Origin of the sequence: Flavobacterium adiutor, from assembly GCF_048282555.1 — a bacterium.
Taxonomy (GTDB): domain Bacteria; phylum Bacteroidota; class Bacteroidia; order Flavobacteriales; family Flavobacteriaceae; genus Flavobacterium.
On sequence record NZ_CP182487.1, the window covers coordinates 3,202,679 to 3,220,912 of the forward strand.

Below are 18,234 nucleotides of genomic sequence, written 5' to 3' on the forward strand. Positions count from 1 at the left end.
TGGTAAATTTGATAAAACTATCATTTTACCGAAATTTCAGAAAGTAAAAACGTAAAACATGAAAAATCAAGCAATTGCAACCTTTGGAGGAGGATGTTTCTGGTGTATTGAAGCGATTATACAGCGTCTTAAAGGTGTTGAGACAATAAAATCAGGCTATTCAGACGGACAGATTAAAAATCCTGCCTACCGGGAAGTATGTACCGGACGTACCGGTCACGCAGAGGTAGTACAAGTCGTTTTCAATCCTGACATCCTTTCTTACCATGACTTAATTACGATTTTCATGACGAGCCATGATCCGACAACGCTAAACCGTCAGGGAGCTGATGTAGGTACTCAGTATCGCTCAGTAATTTTATATCATGATACTATCCAAAAAGAAACAGCCGAAAAGGTTTTTGAGGAACTGAAATCTGTTTTTTCAAATCCTATCGTAACGCAGCTAAAACCATTTCAGGTATTTTATGAAGCCGAAGAAGACCATCAAAATTATTACAATGAAAACCCGGAAGCAGGTTATTGCCGGATGGTAATTGATCCGAAAGTGTATAAGTTAAAAAAAATGTATGCTGACAAATTAATGGAATAAACCGTAATGAAACACTTAAAAATACATAATCGTTTTACAACCGAATTGCCTGCAGACCCTAACGAAACTAATGAAACCCGTCAGGTTCTTAATACACTTTTCTCTTATGTAAAACCAACAACACCAACTGAACCTAAATTAATCCATGCTTCAGAAGAAGTTGCGGAATTAATTGGAATTTCAGCAGATGAAATTAAGACTGAAGAATTTTTAAATGTTTTTTCAGGAAAAGAAATTTTGCCGGAGACACATCCTTATGCGATGTGTTATGCCGGACATCAATTTGGGAATTGGGCAGGGCAACTTGGAGATGGACGCGCAATTAATTTAACAGAAGTAGAACAAAACAATCAGTTTTATACTTTACAGCTCAAAGGAGCCGGAAAAACACCTTATTCAAGAACGGCTGATGGATTAGCTGTTTTGCGCTCTTCTATTCGTGAATATTTATGCGCAGAGGCCATGTATTATCTAGGTGTCCCTACTACCCGATCACTTTCGTTGATATTATCAGGAGATGAGGTACTTCGTGACATTTTGTACAATGGTAATCCTGCTTACGAAAAAGGAGCTATTGTATGCCGTGTTGCGCCTTCTTTTATTCGTTTTGGAAGTTTTGAAATGCTTACTGCCCGAAATGAGCTTAAAAATCTGAAAGAATTCGTTGCATACAATATCAAATATTATTTTCCAGAAATTAAAGGAGAGCCTAAAGAGCAATATATACAGTTTTTTAAAACCGTAGCTGATACAACCAGAGAAATGATTTTGAACTGGCAGCGTGTAGGCTTTGTTCATGGCGTGATGAACACTGATAATATGTCGATTCACGGAATTACAATTGATTATGGCCCTTACGGTTGGCTGGAAAATTACGATCCAAACTGGACACCTAATACAACCGACAGCCAAAACCGAAGATATCGTTTCGGGAATCAGCCTCAGGTCGCACAGTGGAATTTATTTCAATTAGCGAATGCGCTTTATCCTTTAATCAATGAAGCCGAGCCTTTGGAAAAAATATTAGAATCATTTATAACCGATTTTAATTCTGATTATAAAAAAATGATTTTAGGAAAATTAGGCATCATTTCCCAAGCGGATAGCGATGATGAATTTATAGACTATCTGGAGTCAAATCTGCAATTATCTGAAACGGATATGACTATTTTTTATCGTAATCTGAATAAAATCAGAAAAAGTGATTCGGCAGAAAAAGCACTGCAATCTATTGAAGATGCCTTTTACAAACCTGAAGAGCTTAAAGACACCATTAAAGACAACTGGCTCTTGTGGTTTACCAATTACTTGGAACGTCTAAATCTTGAAAACACTTCAGATGAAGAACGAATTGCGCTTCAAAATTCCGTCAACCCTAAATATGTATTGCGAAACTACATGGCGCAATTAGCCATTGATAGAGCTGACAAGGAAGATTATTCGTTAATTTCAGAATTATATCAGTTACTAAAAAAACCTTATGACGAACAGCCGGAATATGAAAAATGGTTTGCAAAAAGACCGGACTGGGCACGCTCAAAAGTTGGGTGTTCTATGCTTTCTTGTAGTTCATAAAATCTGTTTTGGCACTTTAATGCAACTCGCTTAAAACAAATCATTAAGTTAACCCGTTGGGTGAAAAATTATTTAAATCATCAGTTCGAGTGTTTTTTTGTGGAGAGCAACGGAACAAAAAAATGTATCAAGAACCTTTTTAATGATAATTTTCTGTTCTCGATATAATTTTCTATCGAAAATCAATCAGACAGACGAAAATTAATCATCAAAAACTAATTTCACCCAACGGGTTAAGTTAAGAATTCGCCAGTTCGAGTTGAGTTATAATTTGCGATAGAAAATTATAACATAGTATCAAGAACGTTAGTATCCATAAGACTTCTCGATACAATTTCAAACATTAAAGCTATCGCATTAATATTTAAAATCACTCGAAGTGACGACTAAAAGAATATTTAACTTATCTGATTAAAATTTACTTTGAAGTAATATATTCTACAATCATACTGGCATGAATGCGCGAGTTTTCTATAAACCATTTATGTGTCTCCATGCCACCGCAAACGACTCCGGCTAAAAACAAACCAGAAACATTCGTTTCCATCGTTTCTGTATTGTAAGTTGGTATTTTCAATTCATCATCAGATAACTCAATGCCCATTTTTTGAAGAAAAGACAAGTCCGGTTTGTAACCGGTTAATGCCAGGACAAAATCGTTTTTAATAGTGACTTTGCCTTTTGGTGTCTCTATTTCAACTTCATTCTCTCGAATTTCAGTAATATTTGATTCAAAATAGGCTTTTATACTGCCTTCTGCAATTCGGTTTTCAATATCAGGTTTAACCCAGTATTTTACGCGATTATTAATTTCCGTTTTCCGAATCACCATCGTCACATTAGCCCCTTTTCGCCAGCATTCCAAAGCAGCATCCACAGAAGAATTATTGGCTCCTACAACCAAAACATCTCTAAAAGCATATTCATGCGCTTCTTTGTAGTAATGACGAACTTTAGATAACTCTTCGCCTTTTACATTCATTTCGATCGGAATATCATAAAATCCTGTTGCAATAACTACATTTTTGGCTTCATAAAGATTTTTATCTGTTGTGATGTTAAAAAGCTGATTTTCTAATTTGTAAATTTCAGTAACTTTTTCAAATAAATTGATATTAAAATTAAAATAACGGTGAATATTTCGGTAATATTCCAAAGCCTCCTGACGACCTGGTTTTGGTGCGAGACAATTAAACGGAATATTCCCAATTTCAAGCCTCTCAGCCGTAGAAAAAAAAGTCATATACAAAGGATAATTGAAAATACTGTTTACAATTGCACCTTTTTCGATAATCAGATAATTCAGGTTTTTCTTTTGAGCTTCAATTGCGCATGCAAGTCCGATTGGACCGCCTCCTACAATAATCAGATCGTATGATTGTGTCATAACTTACTATTTTTCCCAGTCTTTAAAAGGTTTTTTACTCAGATAAGCATTGTAGTATCGTTCATCATTGGTCACCTCATCACCCAGCCAGTCGGGTTTTTCAAAAGATTCATTTTCAGATTCAAGTTCAATTTCCGCCATAACAAGACCTTCGTTTTCTCCATAAAATTCATCCACTTCAAAAATGTGATTCCCGGATTGAATTTCAAAACGTGTTTTTTCAATCTTACCTTTTTCACATAATTTCAGTAATTCCTGTGCTTCGCCTAACGGAATTTCATTCTCCCATTCAAAACGCGTCATACCGCCATGATGACCAATTCCTTTTATCGTAATGAATCCTTTTTCACCTTTAATACGAATGCGGACTGTTCTTTCCGGAAGTGAGCTTAAATAGCCCTGCGCGATTTTATTTTGGGCGAAAGCCTGTGCTTTGAATTCGTCAGATTTCACAAGAAACTTTCTTTCAATTTCAACCATTACTTCTGCAATTAAATTTAATGCAAGTTACTTAATTTAGCGCAAAACTGAATTTATTTATTCTGATTTTGAAAAGACAAAAAAGCGATTTTATTAGATTTTTTCTAAAAATGAAGTATCCCAGTTTTTAGTTTTGCTGTACCATAATTGCCCGTTCAAAACCTCTAATGGACAATCAATATTATTGGTGTAAAGTGCTCCAGTACCTAATCCCTGAGGCATATCAGAATTTTGTAAAAACGTCCATTGCGCAATTGCATTTAAACCAATATTGCTTTCCAATGCTGAAGTAATCCACCAGCCGATATTGTATTTTTGTGCGAGCGTGATCCACTCCTGAGTTCCGCGAAATCCTCCGACAAAACTTGGCTTCAAAATGATGTATTGTGGTTTTATTTTTTGTAAAAGTGCCTCTTTTTCTTCCAATGAAAATACTCCAATCAGTTCTTCATCCAAAGCAATAGGAAAAGGAGTATTTTTACACAACTCTGCCATACTGTCAGTGTGTTTTTTTTGAATAGGCTGCTCTATGCTATGCAACTCAAAACCAGATAATTGATTTAATTTATCTAAAGCGTCATTTAAAGAAAAAGCGCCATTCGCATCAACCCTGATTTCTATTTGTTTAGCCGTAAAATGAGTACGAATAAAGCGTAATAAATCCAGTTCTTTTTCAAAATCGATCGCTCCAATTTTGAGTTTTATACAAGTAAATCCCTGCCCCAGTTTTTCTTCAATCTGTTCTTTCATAAAGGCTGCTTCTCCCATCCAGACCAGACCATTTATCACAATTGATTTCGAATTATTGGTGAAATCTGAAGGAAATAACACATACGGATTTTCACTTTTCAGTGATAAAAAAGCCATTTCGATTCCGAATTGAATTGAAGGAAATTCCAGTAAATTTTCCCAAAGTGCTTTTTCACCAAAATGAATATTTTGGCAAACCCAGTTTAATTTCTCTTCATAATCTTCTCGGTCATCTGCACTTAACCCTCTTAGAATACCACACTCTCCTATTCCCTTTTTGCCGTTTTCTTCGAGTACAATAAACCAGGTTTCTTTTTCGGTCATAATGCCTCTCGACGTCCCCGAAGGACGTTTGAATTCGAGCATATATTTGTGGTAAGTAGCTTTCATATGTGGTGCTTTTTTAAACCATAAAAGTGATTATAAGAAAATTTAAGTCAGCTTTGTGGGCAAATTTAAATGGACTTATAATCACTTATAATGGTGGAAATATTTTAATTATACAGTTTCAAAATCCTCTCAAAGTCTGATGAAGGCAATCCTGCTTTTTGAAAAAGTATAAAGTCCTGTTTGGTTTTATCTATCCAGCTTACACTATCAGTAACGTTTTGCGACTGGTATTTTTTATAAATTGCCTTTGCCTGACTGTAATCGTCGCTAACCAGATAAGCATGGGCTAAATTAAGCTTTACCAACAACTCAGTGTCGTCAAGCTTTTCTCCTTCTTTCAAAAACTTGATGGCTTTTGCATATTGTTTAGTCAAAATATAACTGTACCCAATAGAACTGTAATCCAGAGCCGTTGCTTTTCCAGCTGTTATAATTGTGTTTAGCTTCTGAATTGCTTCATTGTATTTCTGAAGTTTAATCAGCGTATTTGCCTGATTACGTAAATCATGATATACATTTTTAGAAATTGAAGCATCGTTATAACAAGCGTTTCCAAAATCTTTATAAATTTTGGTTTTTTCTATGGCAAGCAATTTTTGATATTCACTATAACGGTATTGCTTCATGATCTTATCCAGGATACATACACAAAAATCGTCTGAATTGGCCATTTTTTGCGCCATTGTAGAGGTCTTGCACAAACTTACAATTTCGCTTTTATTATCAACATTCCAACCACGATTCAGTTTGGTATCAACCCATGGCACAACTTCTAAGACTATCTTTTGTTTCAATAGCCAGTTTTGACTTTCGAAACCAAACCAAATTGTAGTAGTTTTTGCATTCAGACAGGAAGATTTATCCATTGATAAACGTTTGGCATCTTTACTTACCGGTTCTGACTGAGCATAACAAGCATCGTTAATTTTTCCGTTATCAATGTATTTTTTTGCATTTGAATCAGACGTAAAAAGTGCATAAGTGCATTTATCATCGCCTGATATTTTCGACATAAGTAATACTGCGCCTGCAGAGCCCTGCCCTATCCCGTAAGGATCAGGAATTGCTTTTAACACATTTACCAGACTGTTTGCCATTTGCTGATTTTCATCAAGAAGTGTCACCCTGTAAACGACTTCAGTAGTCCCTACAGGCAAATCTTCTGTTTTAACAGTTATCCTGTCGCCCGCAGATACTATTATTTCTTTTGTCGTGGCGCGTTCCTTGTCCCAATAGCCGTCTTTTTGCGCAAAAAGACTATGAAAAGAACCAATTAAAAACAAAACAACAATTTTCTTCAAATTCATCTTTTATGGATTACACGTTATAGCCCTGATGGGAACGGCATCCTTTTGTGGAGGGGTTCGCCACAAAAGATACAGTGGACAGCAGGAAATAGCTTCTAAAAATCAATTTCAATAACAATGGCAAAATTCAATATCAATTTCAAAAATCAATTTCAAAAATCAATTTCAATTTCAATGCCAAACTTTAATGCGTTCAACCAGCACGTCTTGATATTTTTTAAACCTGAAACATTAAACCTGAAACATTTTCATCAATCCGGTTCGTTCATAATTTTTTCACGATATTTTTTACCAATTAACAACGTCAAATTTTTCTTGTAGTCATCAACCAGCCATTCGCGGTAGTTTTTACTACACTGGCTTAGGCATTTTGCATAACGCTTAATACGGCATTCGATATCATCATCAAGTTCTTTAGCCAAGGCTTTTGCTTCCTGAAGTGTTTCGGTATTATCGACACACATTGCTGCATGCTGTTCCAGCGATTTATCTAATACAATTTTAGAACGTAAATTTTGTTTGATGGCTAATTTGTGTTCTTCATCAACGTCAAATGTAACATCAGCCGTTTTACTGAATTTTGCACGTAATTCAGGCGGCATACTATACTTGAAAAACATTTCGATTTCGGTATCATCACGTAAGTTCTCCAAATAAAATTCTGGCGATTTAAAGATGTGCTGCCAGTTTACCGGCTCACTCCATAAACCAAAACGAGCTGCATTGTTACCGAGGTCAATGACTGTAAATTCATCTTTACCAGGCAATTTTCGGGATCCACGTCCAATCATCTGGTAATATAATGTCAATGATTTTGTAGCTCTGTTCAAAATAATTGTTTCAACTGTAGGTTCATCAAATCCTGTCGTTAAGATTCCGACAGAAGTTAAAATAGCATCCGGAGTTTTTTTAAACCATGCTAATATCTCTTTTCTTTCTTCTGAACTGCTTGTATTGTCGAGATGCCTGATATCGTAACCTGCTTCCCTAAAAGTATCATAAACATATAATGAAGTATGGATACCGTTATTAAAAATCAAAGTCTTTTTACCCAGAGAACGCTCCGTATAAGCATGCAGCAATTTCTCCTGCATCATGGTATTTGTATACAAATCATCAGAAGATTTTACCGTATAATCACCATTGATACCTACCTTTAATGAAGTCAGACCAACATCATAGCTGTAGGTTGTAGCCCTTGCAAGAAATCCTTTTTCTATTAATGAACTAATAGTATCTCCTACAATAAGTTCATGATAACTCTGGTTCATTGGTAATTTTATATTGGAACTCAAAGGTGTAGCGGTTACTCCTAGGATAAAAGCATTTTTGAATGAGTTCAATAATTTTCTGAATGAATTGTAATGTGCCTCATCAATAATCACCAAACCAATATTATCAAGATGTAGTTTTTCATCATTAATACGGTTTTTCAAAGTCTCAACCATCGCAACAAAACAGGAATAATCGTTTTGATCTGGTAATTCTTTTACTTTACTGTTGATGATTTTATTAGAAACACCAAAACCTTTCAGCATTTTTGAAGTCTGCTTGCAAAGTTCGATACGGTGTGTCAGCACGACTACTTTTTTATCATTATTTGCTAAATAACGACGAACAATCTCAGAAAAGATTACTGTTTTTCCACCACCAGTAGGTAATTGGTATAATAAATGATGTTGAGGAGGAGCGTTGTCTAAACGATCAAAAATGGCATCAATATCGCCCTTTTGGTATGCATAAAGCTCTTTTTTCTCTTCTCTTTCTATTTCTAAAGTATTTTGAGACATTGTATTTTTTTGGATTTTTGCAAAAGTACACCTAAAAAACAGTTATTCATTGTATTTTAACCTAAAATAAATGTTTTTTTTTAATAAGATTTTTTATGAGAAACACATTTATAGGTCTATTTTGTCTAAAATAGCTTGAAATTCCTGTTTATTTTTCCACTTTTGTTGCATAGTTTCTTGTTGAATTGCCATAATTCTTGGTTTGAATTCACTTAAAACACCATTAGAAATCACAAAATTTACTGCCTGTTCAAAAGAATTCAGCATGCTTTTATAAAACAATTCCTGTTTGATAAAATTTCCTGATGAATAAGTCTGGGCAATTTCAATGTTATAAAGCATCACATCTGCAATTACAAATGGATCAACTCCCAATAAAACAAAATGTTTAATGATTTTTTGAGCTACAGAACGACGCATCTTTGCCTTAGGACGCCATTTTGCTCCGGGCTTTTTGACAGGAAAATATTCCTGAGAGATTTTAGTTTTGCTTTCCTGCAAAAGCTTGTCTTCTTTCGGATTAAAAACAAAGTCATAAAAGACTTTTACAGGGCTAAATTTCTCATAGAGTTCAATAATTTGCTCCTCAAGTTGTTCCTTATTTAGTCCCGTTAAATATTTTTTTAAATCACGTTTGCTCATACTTAAAGTTTAAGATTACAAAAATAAATTACTTTTAGTATACATACTTCAATAATCAGGTATAATACTTAATTTTGCCCTTATTAATTCAAAAAACAGATCATGCTTAAGATTTTTAAAGTTACTGCCATTTTAGAAGGAATCTCTTATTTGGTTTTATTCGCCAATATGCTTTTTATTAAAACAAATAATCCGGAATTCTATCATACTTTATTACAGCCGTTAGGCATGAGTCACGGAATTTTATTTATAGGGTACCTTATATTGGCTTTTTTACTAAGAAAATCTCAAAACTGGGATTTGAAAACATTCGGAATCATTTTGATTGCTTCTCTTATTCCGTTTGGAACGTTCTACGTTGAGAAAAAATATTTAGAAAATAATGCATAAGCCTTTGGATAAAATATTCAACTTTTTATATCCGCTTTTCAGGGATTGGGGGATGAGCCGCAACTTTGCGTCTTATATCAGTCTGATCTTTAATATTGCCATCATGCTGGCTTTGGCTTATGCTATTTATTATGTAGCCAAGTTTGTTCTGGTTACGTTGACAGCCATTTTTGCACAGCGTACCAAAACCAAGTTTGACGACTATTTAATTAACAACAAAACTACCAAATACACCGCTTATTTAATTCCGTTTTTCTTTATTTACAAAGCTGTTCCCATCATTTTGGACCGGTATGAATACTGGGAACTCATGTTCGGAAAAATAGTTGGTGTTTATATTGTCCTGATTACCTTATGGATTGTCAGAACTATTTTTAATGCTTTACGCGATTATTTAAAAAACAAACCCGAATACAGCGACAAACCGATTGATAGTTTCGTTCAGGTCATTATGATCGTGCTTTGGATTTTTGGAATTGCCCTTATTGTTTCGACGTTATTCGGAATAAAAAGAGGCGAATTACTGACTATTTTAGGAACACTCTCAGCTATCATTATTCTGATATTCAGAGATACAATCCTGGGATTTGTTTCGAGTGTACAAGTATCCATAAACGATATGGTTCGGATTGGTGACTGGATTACAATGGATAAATTTGGTGCCGATGGCGATGTGATCGAAATTAACCTGACAACGGTAAAAGTCCGTAATTTTGATAATACCATTACTACTATTCCAACATACGCTTTAAGTTCGGATTCATTTCAGAACTGGCGAGGTATGCAAAACTCTGACGGAAGACGCATCAAGAGGCATATCCTGATTAAGAGTAGCAGCATTCGTTTTTTGAATGATGAAGATTTGCATCATATGAAAAAAATACAATTGATCACCTCTTACATTGAATCAAGACAAGCTGAAATTGACAAATACAATGATTTGCGGGGTATAGACAAAACCCTGAGTCTTAATGGGCGAAATATGACCAACTTAGGTTTGTTTAGAAAATATATTATACAATATCTTTTAGATCATCCCGGATTAAATAAAAACATGCACATTGTTTGTCGGCAGCTGCAATCAACCGCACATGGTGTTCCCTTGGAAATTTATGTATTTTCGAGTGACAAGCGCTGGGCCAATTACGAGTATATCATGGCTGACATTTTTGACCACATTATGGCTTCTGTTGTATATTTTGATCTGGAACTATTCGAACTACCTTCTGCTATTGGATATTTAGACAAGTAAAGTTCGTTCAGACTTTCAAGAGTAAACCTGAGAATCTGAACTATTTTTTAATCTCTTTAAAAACAAATTCTGAATCCTGATAATTAAGCGTTCCCGGCAAAAAACATGGCAGGTTCATATAAGTTCCTATTACGCCATTTCCTAAAAACAGTTTGTTTTCTTTCTTTAATAAAGCAATTGGAATCCTTTTCCATCCTCCGCCGTTAGATATATAATGAAAATCGCCTCTTAAAGTATCACCTTTTATATCTCCCTTTACATCTCCTGAATCTTTACCAATTTGATAGTAAGCTATTTCATAGCGACCATAAAAACGTTTATCACTCATATGAATTGCTAAAACCGCTGTGTCCTTATTGTTTACAGCCCTGTAGACAACATGATTATATTTATCCTTTTCTTCTTTAGAATTACAGGAAATTAAAAAAGCAAATAATACTGAAGCCGTTATGATTTTTTTAAACATTTTAAGAGTTTTTTTACCATTTAAGAATATTAATTAATATAGAAGGTTAACGAAAAGTTACACGAACTTATTTTAGTTATATGGTTGTATATGTAATAATTTATAAACGATCTTTTACGAATTCTATTTTCGTTTTCCCATGTGGTTTTGGTTTTCCGTCCTCACCTAAATTAACCATTGTAGTATGATCAATTGTTATGATGATTTCACGGGTCATCATATTTCTTACAGCACATTTGAGCACTAAAGAAGTAGTTCCAAATTTTACCACATCGATTCCAATTTCTACAATATCTCCTTGTCTTGCTGAACTTTTAAAATTGATTTCAGACATGTGTTTGGTCACTACTCTTGGGTTTTCTAATTGTACGATTGAATACAAAGCAAGTTCTTCATCAATCCAGGCTAATAACTGTCCGCCAAACAAAGTTCCGTTCGGATTTAAATCTTGGGGTTTAACCCACTTTCTGGTGTGGAATCTCATATTTTATTTTATTATGGCAAAAATAGTTTTTTACTCTGATAATCGGATGATGTTTTTTAGTAATCCTTACGATTTCAATAATTCAAAAATTTGCTGCCGAATTATTTCAAAAATCATTTTTAAAAGCTGAAATATTAAAGCCAACGAAATATTTTAATTTATGAACTTATTTCTTGTAGAATTTGTCAGCAACTAAATCGGTAATATGCATTTTTATAAAAGATATTTTTATAACTTTAAATAAAAACCATGAGCGAAAGAGACACTTTTTTAAGAGAATTCAGAGGCGAAACTTTAGGAACCGTAAGCGCTCAGTCATCTTCTGATGAAATATTTCAAAATCAAACCATTAGACCTATTTTAAAACTTCAGAATGATTTATTCATTGCTGTCTTCATCAACTATGTAAATAAAAACAAAGCTGATTTTTATTCTTACCCAGTCGAAAAGAAACTACAGACAATCGAAAACTCTATCCAAAAAGATATCAAATTCAGAAACTCTTTAAAAGGGATTGTTATGGCGCTTTTTACTATTGAAGAATATAACACCTATATCCAGAATTCATCAAGTTTAAATAAACGAATGATGAATTTACTGACTGACAGACTGAAAAGTCAGGTGCAGTTGTTTGAAGAGGAGTCTTATTAAAAAGTAATTTTTATGACCGTCGAAATTTTAGAAGATAAAAAACAAAGTCTGTTTGCCTATAAAAATAATGACTTATTGTTTTATTCAACAATTAAATTTAATTGGCTAAAAAAGAATTTAGTAAAAATTTTTGATTCTAAGGACAATCTTATTTTAGAGCTTCAAAGTCACAATCCTCCTTTTAGTTCTTCTAAATATAAAATTCTATTTCAAAATAAAGAAAAAACAAAAGATATTAGTGAAATTTCTGAAATTAAACTTTTTTTCAATCTGAATAAAAGTTTAAGAAAAACAAAAGATAACTATTTTTCTTTCAATACAAATTTCTCTTATTTTTCAGAAACAATTAAAATTGCAGATATAAAACAGAAATTTTGGAGTTCTTCACAAAAATTATCTCTTGAGATCAATCCTGAAAATATTGATTTTCTTAATCATATAATAATTCATATTTTATCGACTCGTACAGGATATAATTCTAATGTAGATTAGTAATTTTCAACTAATATTATAAATAATGTTCGACCAATTTCGAAATAATTTCCCCCTAGATGATTCAAAATGGCATGAATATACAAGCTATTTCAATCGCATGGAAGTTCATGCAAAAACAATTCTTTTAGAAGAAGGCGAGATTTCAAAAAAGCTTTTTATAATTGAAAAAGGCTGTATTCGGGTTTGGGTTAATAATAATGGCAAAGACATTACTACTCAGTTCTTTTTTGAAAATCAAAGTGTGGCTTCTATTGAAAGTTTTATTAAAAAATTTCCAAGTCCTGTTATTGTAGAAACTATAGAGCCTTCTGTTTTGTGGTGGATTCATAAAAAAGATGTTGATCGAATTATTGAAGACATTAAGGATATTCCAGCATTACGAGACCGTTTTATCAACATACTTTTTGAACGCACGTTTGATTATATGAAACACTTTGTGTCATTTATAAAAGACTCACCTACAAAACGTTATCTTAACTTAATAGAAGAAAGACCCCAGATTCCTTATCGGGTTCCGCAACATTATATTGCATCTTATCTTGGAGTAAGCAAAGTACACTTAAGCCGTATCAAAAGCAAATTACTTCACGAAAAATAATCGAATTTCATTTGATAACAAATGTTATCGTCTAAGTATAAACCGCTATCTAAATTTGCTTCATAAAATTTATTATATATGAAAGCAGCAGTAGTTTATAAAAAAGGTGAATTGCCTAAATATGCAGAATTGCAAGAGCCAATTGCAATCAATGAAAATGAGGTTTTAATTGCGATGAAAGCAGTTGCAATTACAAATCTGGAAAAAGGAATCGTAAGCGGTAAACATTATTCGGCAGAAAATGAAAATCAGGAGAAAGTCATAATCGGAAGTGATGGTATTGGTTTACTTGAAAACGGAACAAGAGTCTATGTTCGTGGAATCTCCGGTACAATTGCTGAAAAAGCAGTTGTAGATAAAACCAGAATGGTCCCGCTGCCTGAAGAAATTGATACTGCTATCGCCGCAGCCATACCCAATGCAGTTGCAGGATCAGCTATGGCACTTCGTTTCAGATCCGAAATAAAATCTGGAGAAATTGTTTTAATTAATGGTGCAACAGGTTTTACTGGTCAAATAGCAATTCAGATTGCAAGACATTACGGCGCAGCAAAAATAATTGCAACAGGACGAAATGAAAATGCACTTCAAAATTTATTAAATTTAGGTGCAGATGAAATCATTTCTCTAAAACAAAATGACGACGAAATCATACACCAACTTAAAGAAATTTACCTAAACAATCCTATTGATATTGTACTGGATTATATTTGGGGGCATTCCGCAGAATTGATTTTTAGTTCTTTGAAAGGCAATGGGGCATTTTCACACAAAGTGCGCTATATTTCAATTGGTGCGATGTCAGGAGATACTATTAAATTATCAGCATCGATTTTAAGAAGTGTCGATTTACATCTGTCGGGTTCAGGCTTAGGAAGCTGGTCAAAAACTGAAGTCAGATTATTATTTACTGAAATACTTCCCGAAATGTTACTTTTGGCTGCCCAAAACAAATTAAAAATTAATATTGAAAATGTAAATTTAAGCGATATTGAAAAAGCATGGAATACTGAACTTTCAGATGGCAGACGATTGGTTGTAAATATCTAAGAAAATCAAAAGGGTTCGATAAAATTAATTATCAAACCCTTTTTATAATCAATAATCTTAAAAATTTAATTTTCAGATAACATTAACTCCCTGATATATTTAACCGGGGCACTTCCAAAGCTTAGAAATTTTTCATGGAATTTTTTCAGGTTAAAATTTTCACCTTCTTTATTTTTAAGCTCTTCCCTTAAATTATAAATTTCGGTGTAACCTGTGAAATAAGAACATAATTGTACCTGAGATAACGTAACGCGTTTCCATTTTCCTTCTGCTTCTGCCTGTTGTTGGAAAGCTTCTTTAATAAGTAAATCTAAAGCAGCTTCTTTAGACATATTTTTGGTATGAACACTAATATCCAAAATAGTATTACAAGTCGCTCTTAAATTCCATTTATAATACATCAGCCACATCTCATCAGAATTTTTATAACCGCTTTCCAGCATCATCTTTTCTGCATAAACGGCCCAGCCTTCAATCATAGCACCATTCCCAAGAATAGATTTGATAATACTTGGCGACTGATTACTGTAAACCAGTTGTGTATAATGTCCCGGAATTGCTTCGTGAATATTTAAAATCTGTAAAATATAATCGTTGTATTCCCTCAGATAACTTTCAGCATTTTCGGCTGTCCAGCCAGACATGCTGCCAACGTTATAATAGGTATTTCCGTTTTTGTCATAAGGCCCCGGAGCAGAAATGGAAGCCCCCGCAACTCCTGCCATATAAGCAGGTTCTTTACGAACAACGAGTGGTTTTGACGGATCGATGTACAATAAATCTTTGGCTTTTACATAAGCTGTCAGCTCAGGAATCTGTTTTTCAATTTCAGACTGGAACTTTTCAGGAGTTGTATGTTGTAATGAAATCTGATCAATAACCTGTTTGATTACATCCAGTTTATTTGTCGGCTTTGCTTCACTTCCTTTATATTTAGTCCAAAGTTTATCAGCAAGGGTAAACATTTTATCATGAAGATCTTTTTTGTGATCGACAGCGATTTTATAAATTTCATCTGTAGAATAACCAGACTGAATATCAAAACTAAATTTTTTAGCATACAAATCAGCTCCTAATCTAAAAGAGCGAGGCGTTTTATTTGGCAGATTTTTAAGCCAGTCAGCATAATCCTTAATTGCTTTTACCGAAACTTTTGCTTTGTCCTGAATTTCTTTTTTCTCTGCCGGAGCAAGTTTACTTTTCGCAAGAGCATCATTTAAATCTGCTTCAAAAACAGAAGAACCGCCCAAATTTTGGGCAATTGCAAGTTCTGTATGTTCAATTGTTGGGTTTTTGATATTCTTTTTAGCCGCTTCGTAATAAGCCGGAATCGCATTCATTTTTGCATTAAAAGAGTGCAGACGAACTTCAAGAGAATCATATTTGCCATTTAAAATTTCTGCAAATGCACCACAGACATTATATTCGGATGGATTCCATTGTGAAGATTTCAATTCTTTGATACCGAAAATTACAGATTCCAAATGATTTTTTATCATGTGATAATCTGTTTTATTCTTATCGGATAGATTTTCAATATCATATTTCTTTAAGGAGTCTAACTGCGCATTTGCAAAATCAAGCTGTATCTTGTCTGCGGATGCATCAGGAATCACCAAAACGCTGTCTAATTTATGATAACCTACAGCAGATGCCCATCCCGGATTAATTTCCCATAAATGGGTTACAAAACCATCTTTATATTTGTCAAATTTTTTATCTAAAGCTTTGTCATCATCAGACTTCATACTTTTATTGCAGCAAATAAATAATGTAAATGTAAAAATCGAAAGAAACAGTTTTTTCATATTTTGATGAATCAAATAATATTTATCTTAAATAATTAAATCAGCCCAGATTTACTTTGATTTTAATATGCCAGCAAATCCATAAGTTCTTTTTCAAATCGTACTTTTGGCAAAAACTGATCTTCCAGAGCTTTTGTAAACGGAATCGGAGAATCTAAACTAGCGACTCTTTTTACCGGACCGTCCAGATATTCAAAACACTGTTCCATGATCAAAGCGGATATATCGCTGGCAACTCCGCCAAACAAAGTATCTTCCTGATAAATAATCACTTTTCCCGTTTTTTTAACAGATGCAAAAATTGTTTCTGTATCCAAAGGCTGTAACGTTCTTAAATCAATCAAATCAGCGTCAACATCCGGATGCTTTTCTAATGTTTCCAATGCCCAGTGTACCGTTGCACCAAAGGCAATAATAGTTATTTTTTCACCTTTTTTAATAAGTGCTGCCTTTCCTAACGGAATCGTATAATAATCGTTCGGTACATCCTGATAAATACTTCTGTATAACAGTTTATGCTCAAAAAACAAAACAGGATTCGGATCGTTTATTGAAGCATTTAATAAACCTTTAGCATCATACGGAAAAGCAGGATATACAACTTTCAGTCCTGGGGTTTTGGTAAACCAGGCTTCATTTGTCTGTGAATGAAATGGCCCTGCCTGAGTTCCTCCGCCACAAGGCATGCGTACTACAACATCGGCCTTTTCGCCCCATCGATAATGCGATTTAGCCAGTAAATTTACAATCGGATTAAAACCTGTTGAAACGAAATCTGCAAATTGCATTTCAACAATTGCTTTATAGCCGTTAATTGATAATCCCATTCCTGTTGAAACCACGGCGCTTTCACAGATTGGTGTATTTCGAACACGTGCTTTTCCAAAAAACTCAACAAAACCATCAGTTATTTTAAAAGCACCTCCATATTCTGCTATATCCTGCCCCATCATGACAAGATTATCATGGTGCTTCATAGACTGTTCCAGACTTGTTCTGATGGCATCTATAAAACGAATATTCTTAGATTCTGATGAATGACCGAACTCTTCATACTCATAAGGCTTATAAACATCTGCCAATTCTCCTTCATAAGTTGGAACAATTTCCGGTTCTGCATTTGCTATAGCTAAATTTTCATCAATTTCCTGTTTGATTTCATTATGAAGCTGTTCATCAAATTCTACTGTAAGAACCCCGCTTTCTATTAAAAATCTTCTATAATTGGTAACAGGGTCTTTTTTACTCCATTCATCCCTTAATTCCTGCGGAACATACTTTATACCGCTTGCCTCTTCATGTCCGCGCATTCTAAAGGTTTTGAATTCCAATAAAACCGGATGGGGATTTTCCTGCATCTGTTCTTTGAGCTTTGAGAGTTTGTTGTAAATCTCCAGAATATTGTTTCCGTCTATAATATGACTTTCTATACCATAACCAATGCCCTTATCTGCCAGATTTTCGCACATATACTGTTCATTTGTAGGTGTAGAAAGTCCGTAACCGTTATTTTCAATGATAAACATTACTGGTAATTTCCAGACTGCAGCAATATTTAGAGCTTCATGAAAATCACCTTCGCTGGTTGCGCCTTCTCCGGTAAAAACAGCTGTTATTTTTTTATTATTTTCAAGTTTATTTGCCAAAGCTATCCCATCTGCAATGCCTAACTGAGGTCCCAGATGCGAAATCATTCCAATAATTTTATATTCCTGGGTTCCAAAATGAAAACTGCGGTCTCTTCCTTTTGTAAAACCATTTGCTTTTCCCTGCCATTGCGAAAACAATCGGTACAAAGGAATATCTCTTGAAGTAAAAACCCCCAGATTTCTATGCATAGGCAATACATATTCTGACTCATCCAAAACAGCTGTAACGCCTACTGCAATTGCCTCCTGACCAATTCCTGAAAACCATTTTGATACTTTGCCCTGTCGGATCAGGATAAGCATCTTTTCTTCGATCAAACGTGGTCTGAGTATTTTTTTATATAAATCCAGTAATTGAGTATCAGTCAGGTCTTGTCTGTAAAAGATCATTTTGTTTCTGTTTTAGTATTTCAAATATATTAAAATATAACAACTCAAATACTAATAGTGAAACAAATACTTCTAAAAAATGAAACTA

At 34.0% G+C, this 18,234-nt stretch carries 18 protein-coding genes; 8 read left to right on the forward strand and 10 right to left on the reverse strand.

The genetic code is table 11. The features are described 5' to 3' along the window. Positions 1-58 precede the first annotated feature (58 nt). Both msrA and ACNC7R_RS13435 read left to right on the forward strand, forming a co-directional pair. Positions 59-592 (forward strand): peptide-methionine (S)-S-oxide reductase MsrA, encoded by a 534-nt coding sequence (msrA, locus tag ACNC7R_RS13430; protein ID WP_417941583.1) that lies wholly within the window; start codon positions 59-61, stop codon positions 590-592. A gap of 6 nt (positions 593-598) precedes the next feature. Next, positions 599-2,167 (forward strand): protein adenylyltransferase SelO, encoded by a 1,569-nt coding sequence (locus ACNC7R_RS13435; protein WP_417941584.1) that lies wholly within the window; start codon positions 599-601, stop codon positions 2,165-2,167. Positions 2,168-2,585: 418 nt separating this feature from the next. Here ACNC7R_RS13435 and ACNC7R_RS13440 read toward each other — a convergent pair whose 3' ends face one another. From ACNC7R_RS13440 to ACNC7R_RS13465, 6 genes are all read right to left on the reverse strand, one after another. Beyond that, positions 2,586-3,554, reverse strand: a complete 969-nt coding sequence (locus ACNC7R_RS13440; protein WP_417941585.1) for a YpdA family putative bacillithiol disulfide reductase — start codon at positions 3,552-3,554, stop codon at positions 2,586-2,588. 6 nt (positions 3,555-3,560) lie between these two features. Next, the gene (locus ACNC7R_RS13445; RefSeq protein ID WP_417941586.1) at positions 3,561-4,034 is read right to left on the reverse strand and encodes a CYTH domain-containing protein; all 474 of its coding nucleotides are present in this window, start codon (positions 4,032-4,034) and stop codon (positions 3,561-3,563) included. Between the two features lie 93 nt (positions 4,035-4,127). Beyond that, positions 4,128-5,174 carry an o-succinylbenzoate synthase gene (locus tag ACNC7R_RS13450; RefSeq protein ID WP_417941587.1) on the reverse strand — a complete coding sequence of 349 codons (1,047 nt, stop codon included), beginning with the start codon at positions 5,172-5,174 and terminating at the stop codon, positions 4,128-4,130. Positions 5,175-5,278: 104 nt separating this feature from the next. Next, positions 5,279-6,481: a tetratricopeptide repeat protein gene (locus ACNC7R_RS13455; protein WP_417941588.1), complete on the reverse strand. Its 1,203-nt coding sequence runs from the start codon at positions 6,479-6,481 to the stop codon at positions 5,279-5,281. A gap of 251 nt (positions 6,482-6,732) precedes the next feature. Further along, positions 6,733-8,271 (reverse strand): DEAD/DEAH box helicase, encoded by a 1,539-nt coding sequence (locus tag ACNC7R_RS13460; protein ID WP_417941589.1) that lies wholly within the window; start codon positions 8,269-8,271, stop codon positions 6,733-6,735. A 108-nt stretch (positions 8,272-8,379) separates the two neighbouring features. After that, complete coding sequence (locus ACNC7R_RS13465) at positions 8,380-8,913, reverse strand: DUF6155 family protein (protein ID WP_417941590.1); 534 nt, start codon at positions 8,911-8,913, stop codon at positions 8,380-8,382. Positions 8,914-9,015: 102 nt separating this feature from the next. On the opposite strand from ACNC7R_RS13465, the gene ACNC7R_RS13470 reads away from it, so the two are divergent. Together ACNC7R_RS13470 and ACNC7R_RS13475 are read left to right on the forward strand one after the other, a co-directional pair. Continuing rightward, the gene (locus ACNC7R_RS13470) at positions 9,016-9,303 is read left to right on the forward strand and encodes a DUF3817 domain-containing protein (RefSeq protein ID WP_417941591.1); all 288 of its coding nucleotides are present in this window, start codon (positions 9,016-9,018) and stop codon (positions 9,301-9,303) included. Further along, positions 9,296-10,555 (forward strand): mechanosensitive ion channel family protein, encoded by a 1,260-nt coding sequence (locus ACNC7R_RS13475; protein WP_417941592.1) that lies wholly within the window; start codon positions 9,296-9,298, stop codon positions 10,553-10,555. Before ACNC7R_RS13470 ends, ACNC7R_RS13475 begins: the two co-directional genes overlap by 8 nt. 40 nt (positions 10,556-10,595) lie before the next feature. Here ACNC7R_RS13475 and ACNC7R_RS13480 read toward each other — a convergent pair whose 3' ends face one another. Both ACNC7R_RS13480 and ACNC7R_RS13485 read right to left on the reverse strand, forming a co-directional pair. Continuing rightward, positions 10,596-11,021 (reverse strand): hypothetical protein, encoded by a 426-nt coding sequence (locus ACNC7R_RS13480; protein WP_417941593.1) that lies wholly within the window; start codon positions 11,019-11,021, stop codon positions 10,596-10,598. 100 nt (positions 11,022-11,121) lie between these two features. Beyond that, positions 11,122-11,505 (reverse strand): acyl-CoA thioesterase, encoded by a 384-nt coding sequence (locus tag ACNC7R_RS13485; RefSeq protein ID WP_025571465.1) that lies wholly within the window; start codon positions 11,503-11,505, stop codon positions 11,122-11,124. Between the two features lie 249 nt (positions 11,506-11,754). Between ACNC7R_RS13485 and ACNC7R_RS13490 the strand changes: the two genes are divergently transcribed. The 4 genes from ACNC7R_RS13490 (at position 11,755) to ACNC7R_RS13505 (ending at position 14,299) form a co-directional block, all read left to right on the forward strand. After that, positions 11,755-12,156 (forward strand): glyoxalase, encoded by a 402-nt coding sequence (locus ACNC7R_RS13490; RefSeq protein WP_417941594.1) that lies wholly within the window; start codon positions 11,755-11,757, stop codon positions 12,154-12,156. 12 nt (positions 12,157-12,168) lie between these two features. Next, positions 12,169-12,648 carry a hypothetical protein gene (locus ACNC7R_RS13495; RefSeq protein WP_417941595.1) on the forward strand — a complete coding sequence of 160 codons (480 nt, stop codon included), beginning with the start codon at positions 12,169-12,171 and terminating at the stop codon, positions 12,646-12,648. A 25-nt stretch (positions 12,649-12,673) separates the two neighbouring features. After that, entirely contained in the window at positions 12,674-13,249 is a 576-nt protein-coding gene (locus ACNC7R_RS13500; RefSeq protein ID WP_417941596.1) for a Crp/Fnr family transcriptional regulator, read from the forward strand. 78 nt (positions 13,250-13,327) lie between these two features. After that, on the forward strand, positions 13,328-14,299 hold the full coding sequence (locus ACNC7R_RS13505) for a quinone oxidoreductase family protein (RefSeq protein ID WP_417941597.1): 972 nt from the start codon (positions 13,328-13,330) through the stop codon (positions 14,297-14,299). Positions 14,300-14,364: 65 nt separating this feature from the next. Here ACNC7R_RS13505 and ACNC7R_RS13510 read toward each other — a convergent pair whose 3' ends face one another. Then, the gene (locus ACNC7R_RS13510; protein ID WP_417941598.1) at positions 14,365-16,107 is read right to left on the reverse strand and encodes a DUF885 domain-containing protein; all 1,743 of its coding nucleotides are present in this window, start codon (positions 16,105-16,107) and stop codon (positions 14,365-14,367) included. A gap of 62 nt (positions 16,108-16,169) precedes the next feature. Then, on the reverse strand, positions 16,170-18,146 hold the full coding sequence (locus ACNC7R_RS13515; protein WP_417941599.1) for an alpha-ketoacid dehydrogenase subunit alpha/beta: 1,977 nt from the start codon (positions 18,144-18,146) through the stop codon (positions 16,170-16,172). Positions 18,147-18,234: the final 88 nt, after the last annotated feature.

Bases quoted from the DNA above. Each gene is read 5' to 3' on its own strand.
- msrA (WP_417941583.1), top strand. From the start codon at position 59: ATGAAAAATCAAGCAATTGCAACCTTTGGAGGAGGATGTTTCTGGTGT.
- ACNC7R_RS13435 (WP_417941584.1), top strand. From the start codon at position 599: ATGAAACACTTAAAAATACATAATCGTTTTACAACCGAATTGCCTGCA.
- ACNC7R_RS13440 (WP_417941585.1), bottom strand. From the start codon at position 3,554: ATGACACAATCATACGATCTGATTATTGTAGGAGGCGGTCCAATCGGA.
- ACNC7R_RS13445 (WP_417941586.1), bottom strand. From the start codon at position 4,034: ATGGTTGAAATTGAAAGAAAGTTTCTTGTGAAATCTGACGAATTCAAA.
- ACNC7R_RS13450 (WP_417941587.1), bottom strand. From the start codon at position 5,174: ATGAAAGCTACTTACCACAAATATATGCTCGAATTCAAACGTCCTTCG.
- ACNC7R_RS13455 (WP_417941588.1), bottom strand. From the start codon at position 6,481: ATGAATTTGAAGAAAATTGTTGTTTTGTTTTTAATTGGTTCTTTTCAT.
- ACNC7R_RS13460 (WP_417941589.1), bottom strand. From the start codon at position 8,271: ATGTCTCAAAATACTTTAGAAATAGAAAGAGAAGAGAAAAAAGAGCTT.
- ACNC7R_RS13465 (WP_417941590.1), bottom strand. From the start codon at position 8,913: ATGAGCAAACGTGATTTAAAAAAATATTTAACGGGACTAAATAAGGAA.
- ACNC7R_RS13470 (WP_417941591.1), top strand. From the start codon at position 9,016: ATGCTTAAGATTTTTAAAGTTACTGCCATTTTAGAAGGAATCTCTTAT.
- ACNC7R_RS13475 (WP_417941592.1), top strand. From the start codon at position 9,296: ATGCATAAGCCTTTGGATAAAATATTCAACTTTTTATATCCGCTTTTC.
- ACNC7R_RS13480 (WP_417941593.1), bottom strand. From the start codon at position 11,021: ATGTTTAAAAAAATCATAACGGCTTCAGTATTATTTGCTTTTTTAATT.
- ACNC7R_RS13485 (WP_025571465.1), bottom strand. From the start codon at position 11,505: ATGAGATTCCACACCAGAAAGTGGGTTAAACCCCAAGATTTAAATCCG.
- ACNC7R_RS13490 (WP_417941594.1), top strand. From the start codon at position 11,755: ATGAGCGAAAGAGACACTTTTTTAAGAGAATTCAGAGGCGAAACTTTA.
- ACNC7R_RS13495 (WP_417941595.1), top strand. From the start codon at position 12,169: ATGACCGTCGAAATTTTAGAAGATAAAAAACAAAGTCTGTTTGCCTAT.
- ACNC7R_RS13500 (WP_417941596.1), top strand. From the start codon at position 12,674: ATGTTCGACCAATTTCGAAATAATTTCCCCCTAGATGATTCAAAATGG.
- ACNC7R_RS13505 (WP_417941597.1), top strand. From the start codon at position 13,328: ATGAAAGCAGCAGTAGTTTATAAAAAAGGTGAATTGCCTAAATATGCA.
- ACNC7R_RS13510 (WP_417941598.1), bottom strand. From the start codon at position 16,107: ATGAAAAAACTGTTTCTTTCGATTTTTACATTTACATTATTTATTTGC.
- ACNC7R_RS13515 (WP_417941599.1), bottom strand. From the start codon at position 18,146: ATGATCTTTTACAGACAAGACCTGACTGATACTCAATTACTGGATTTA.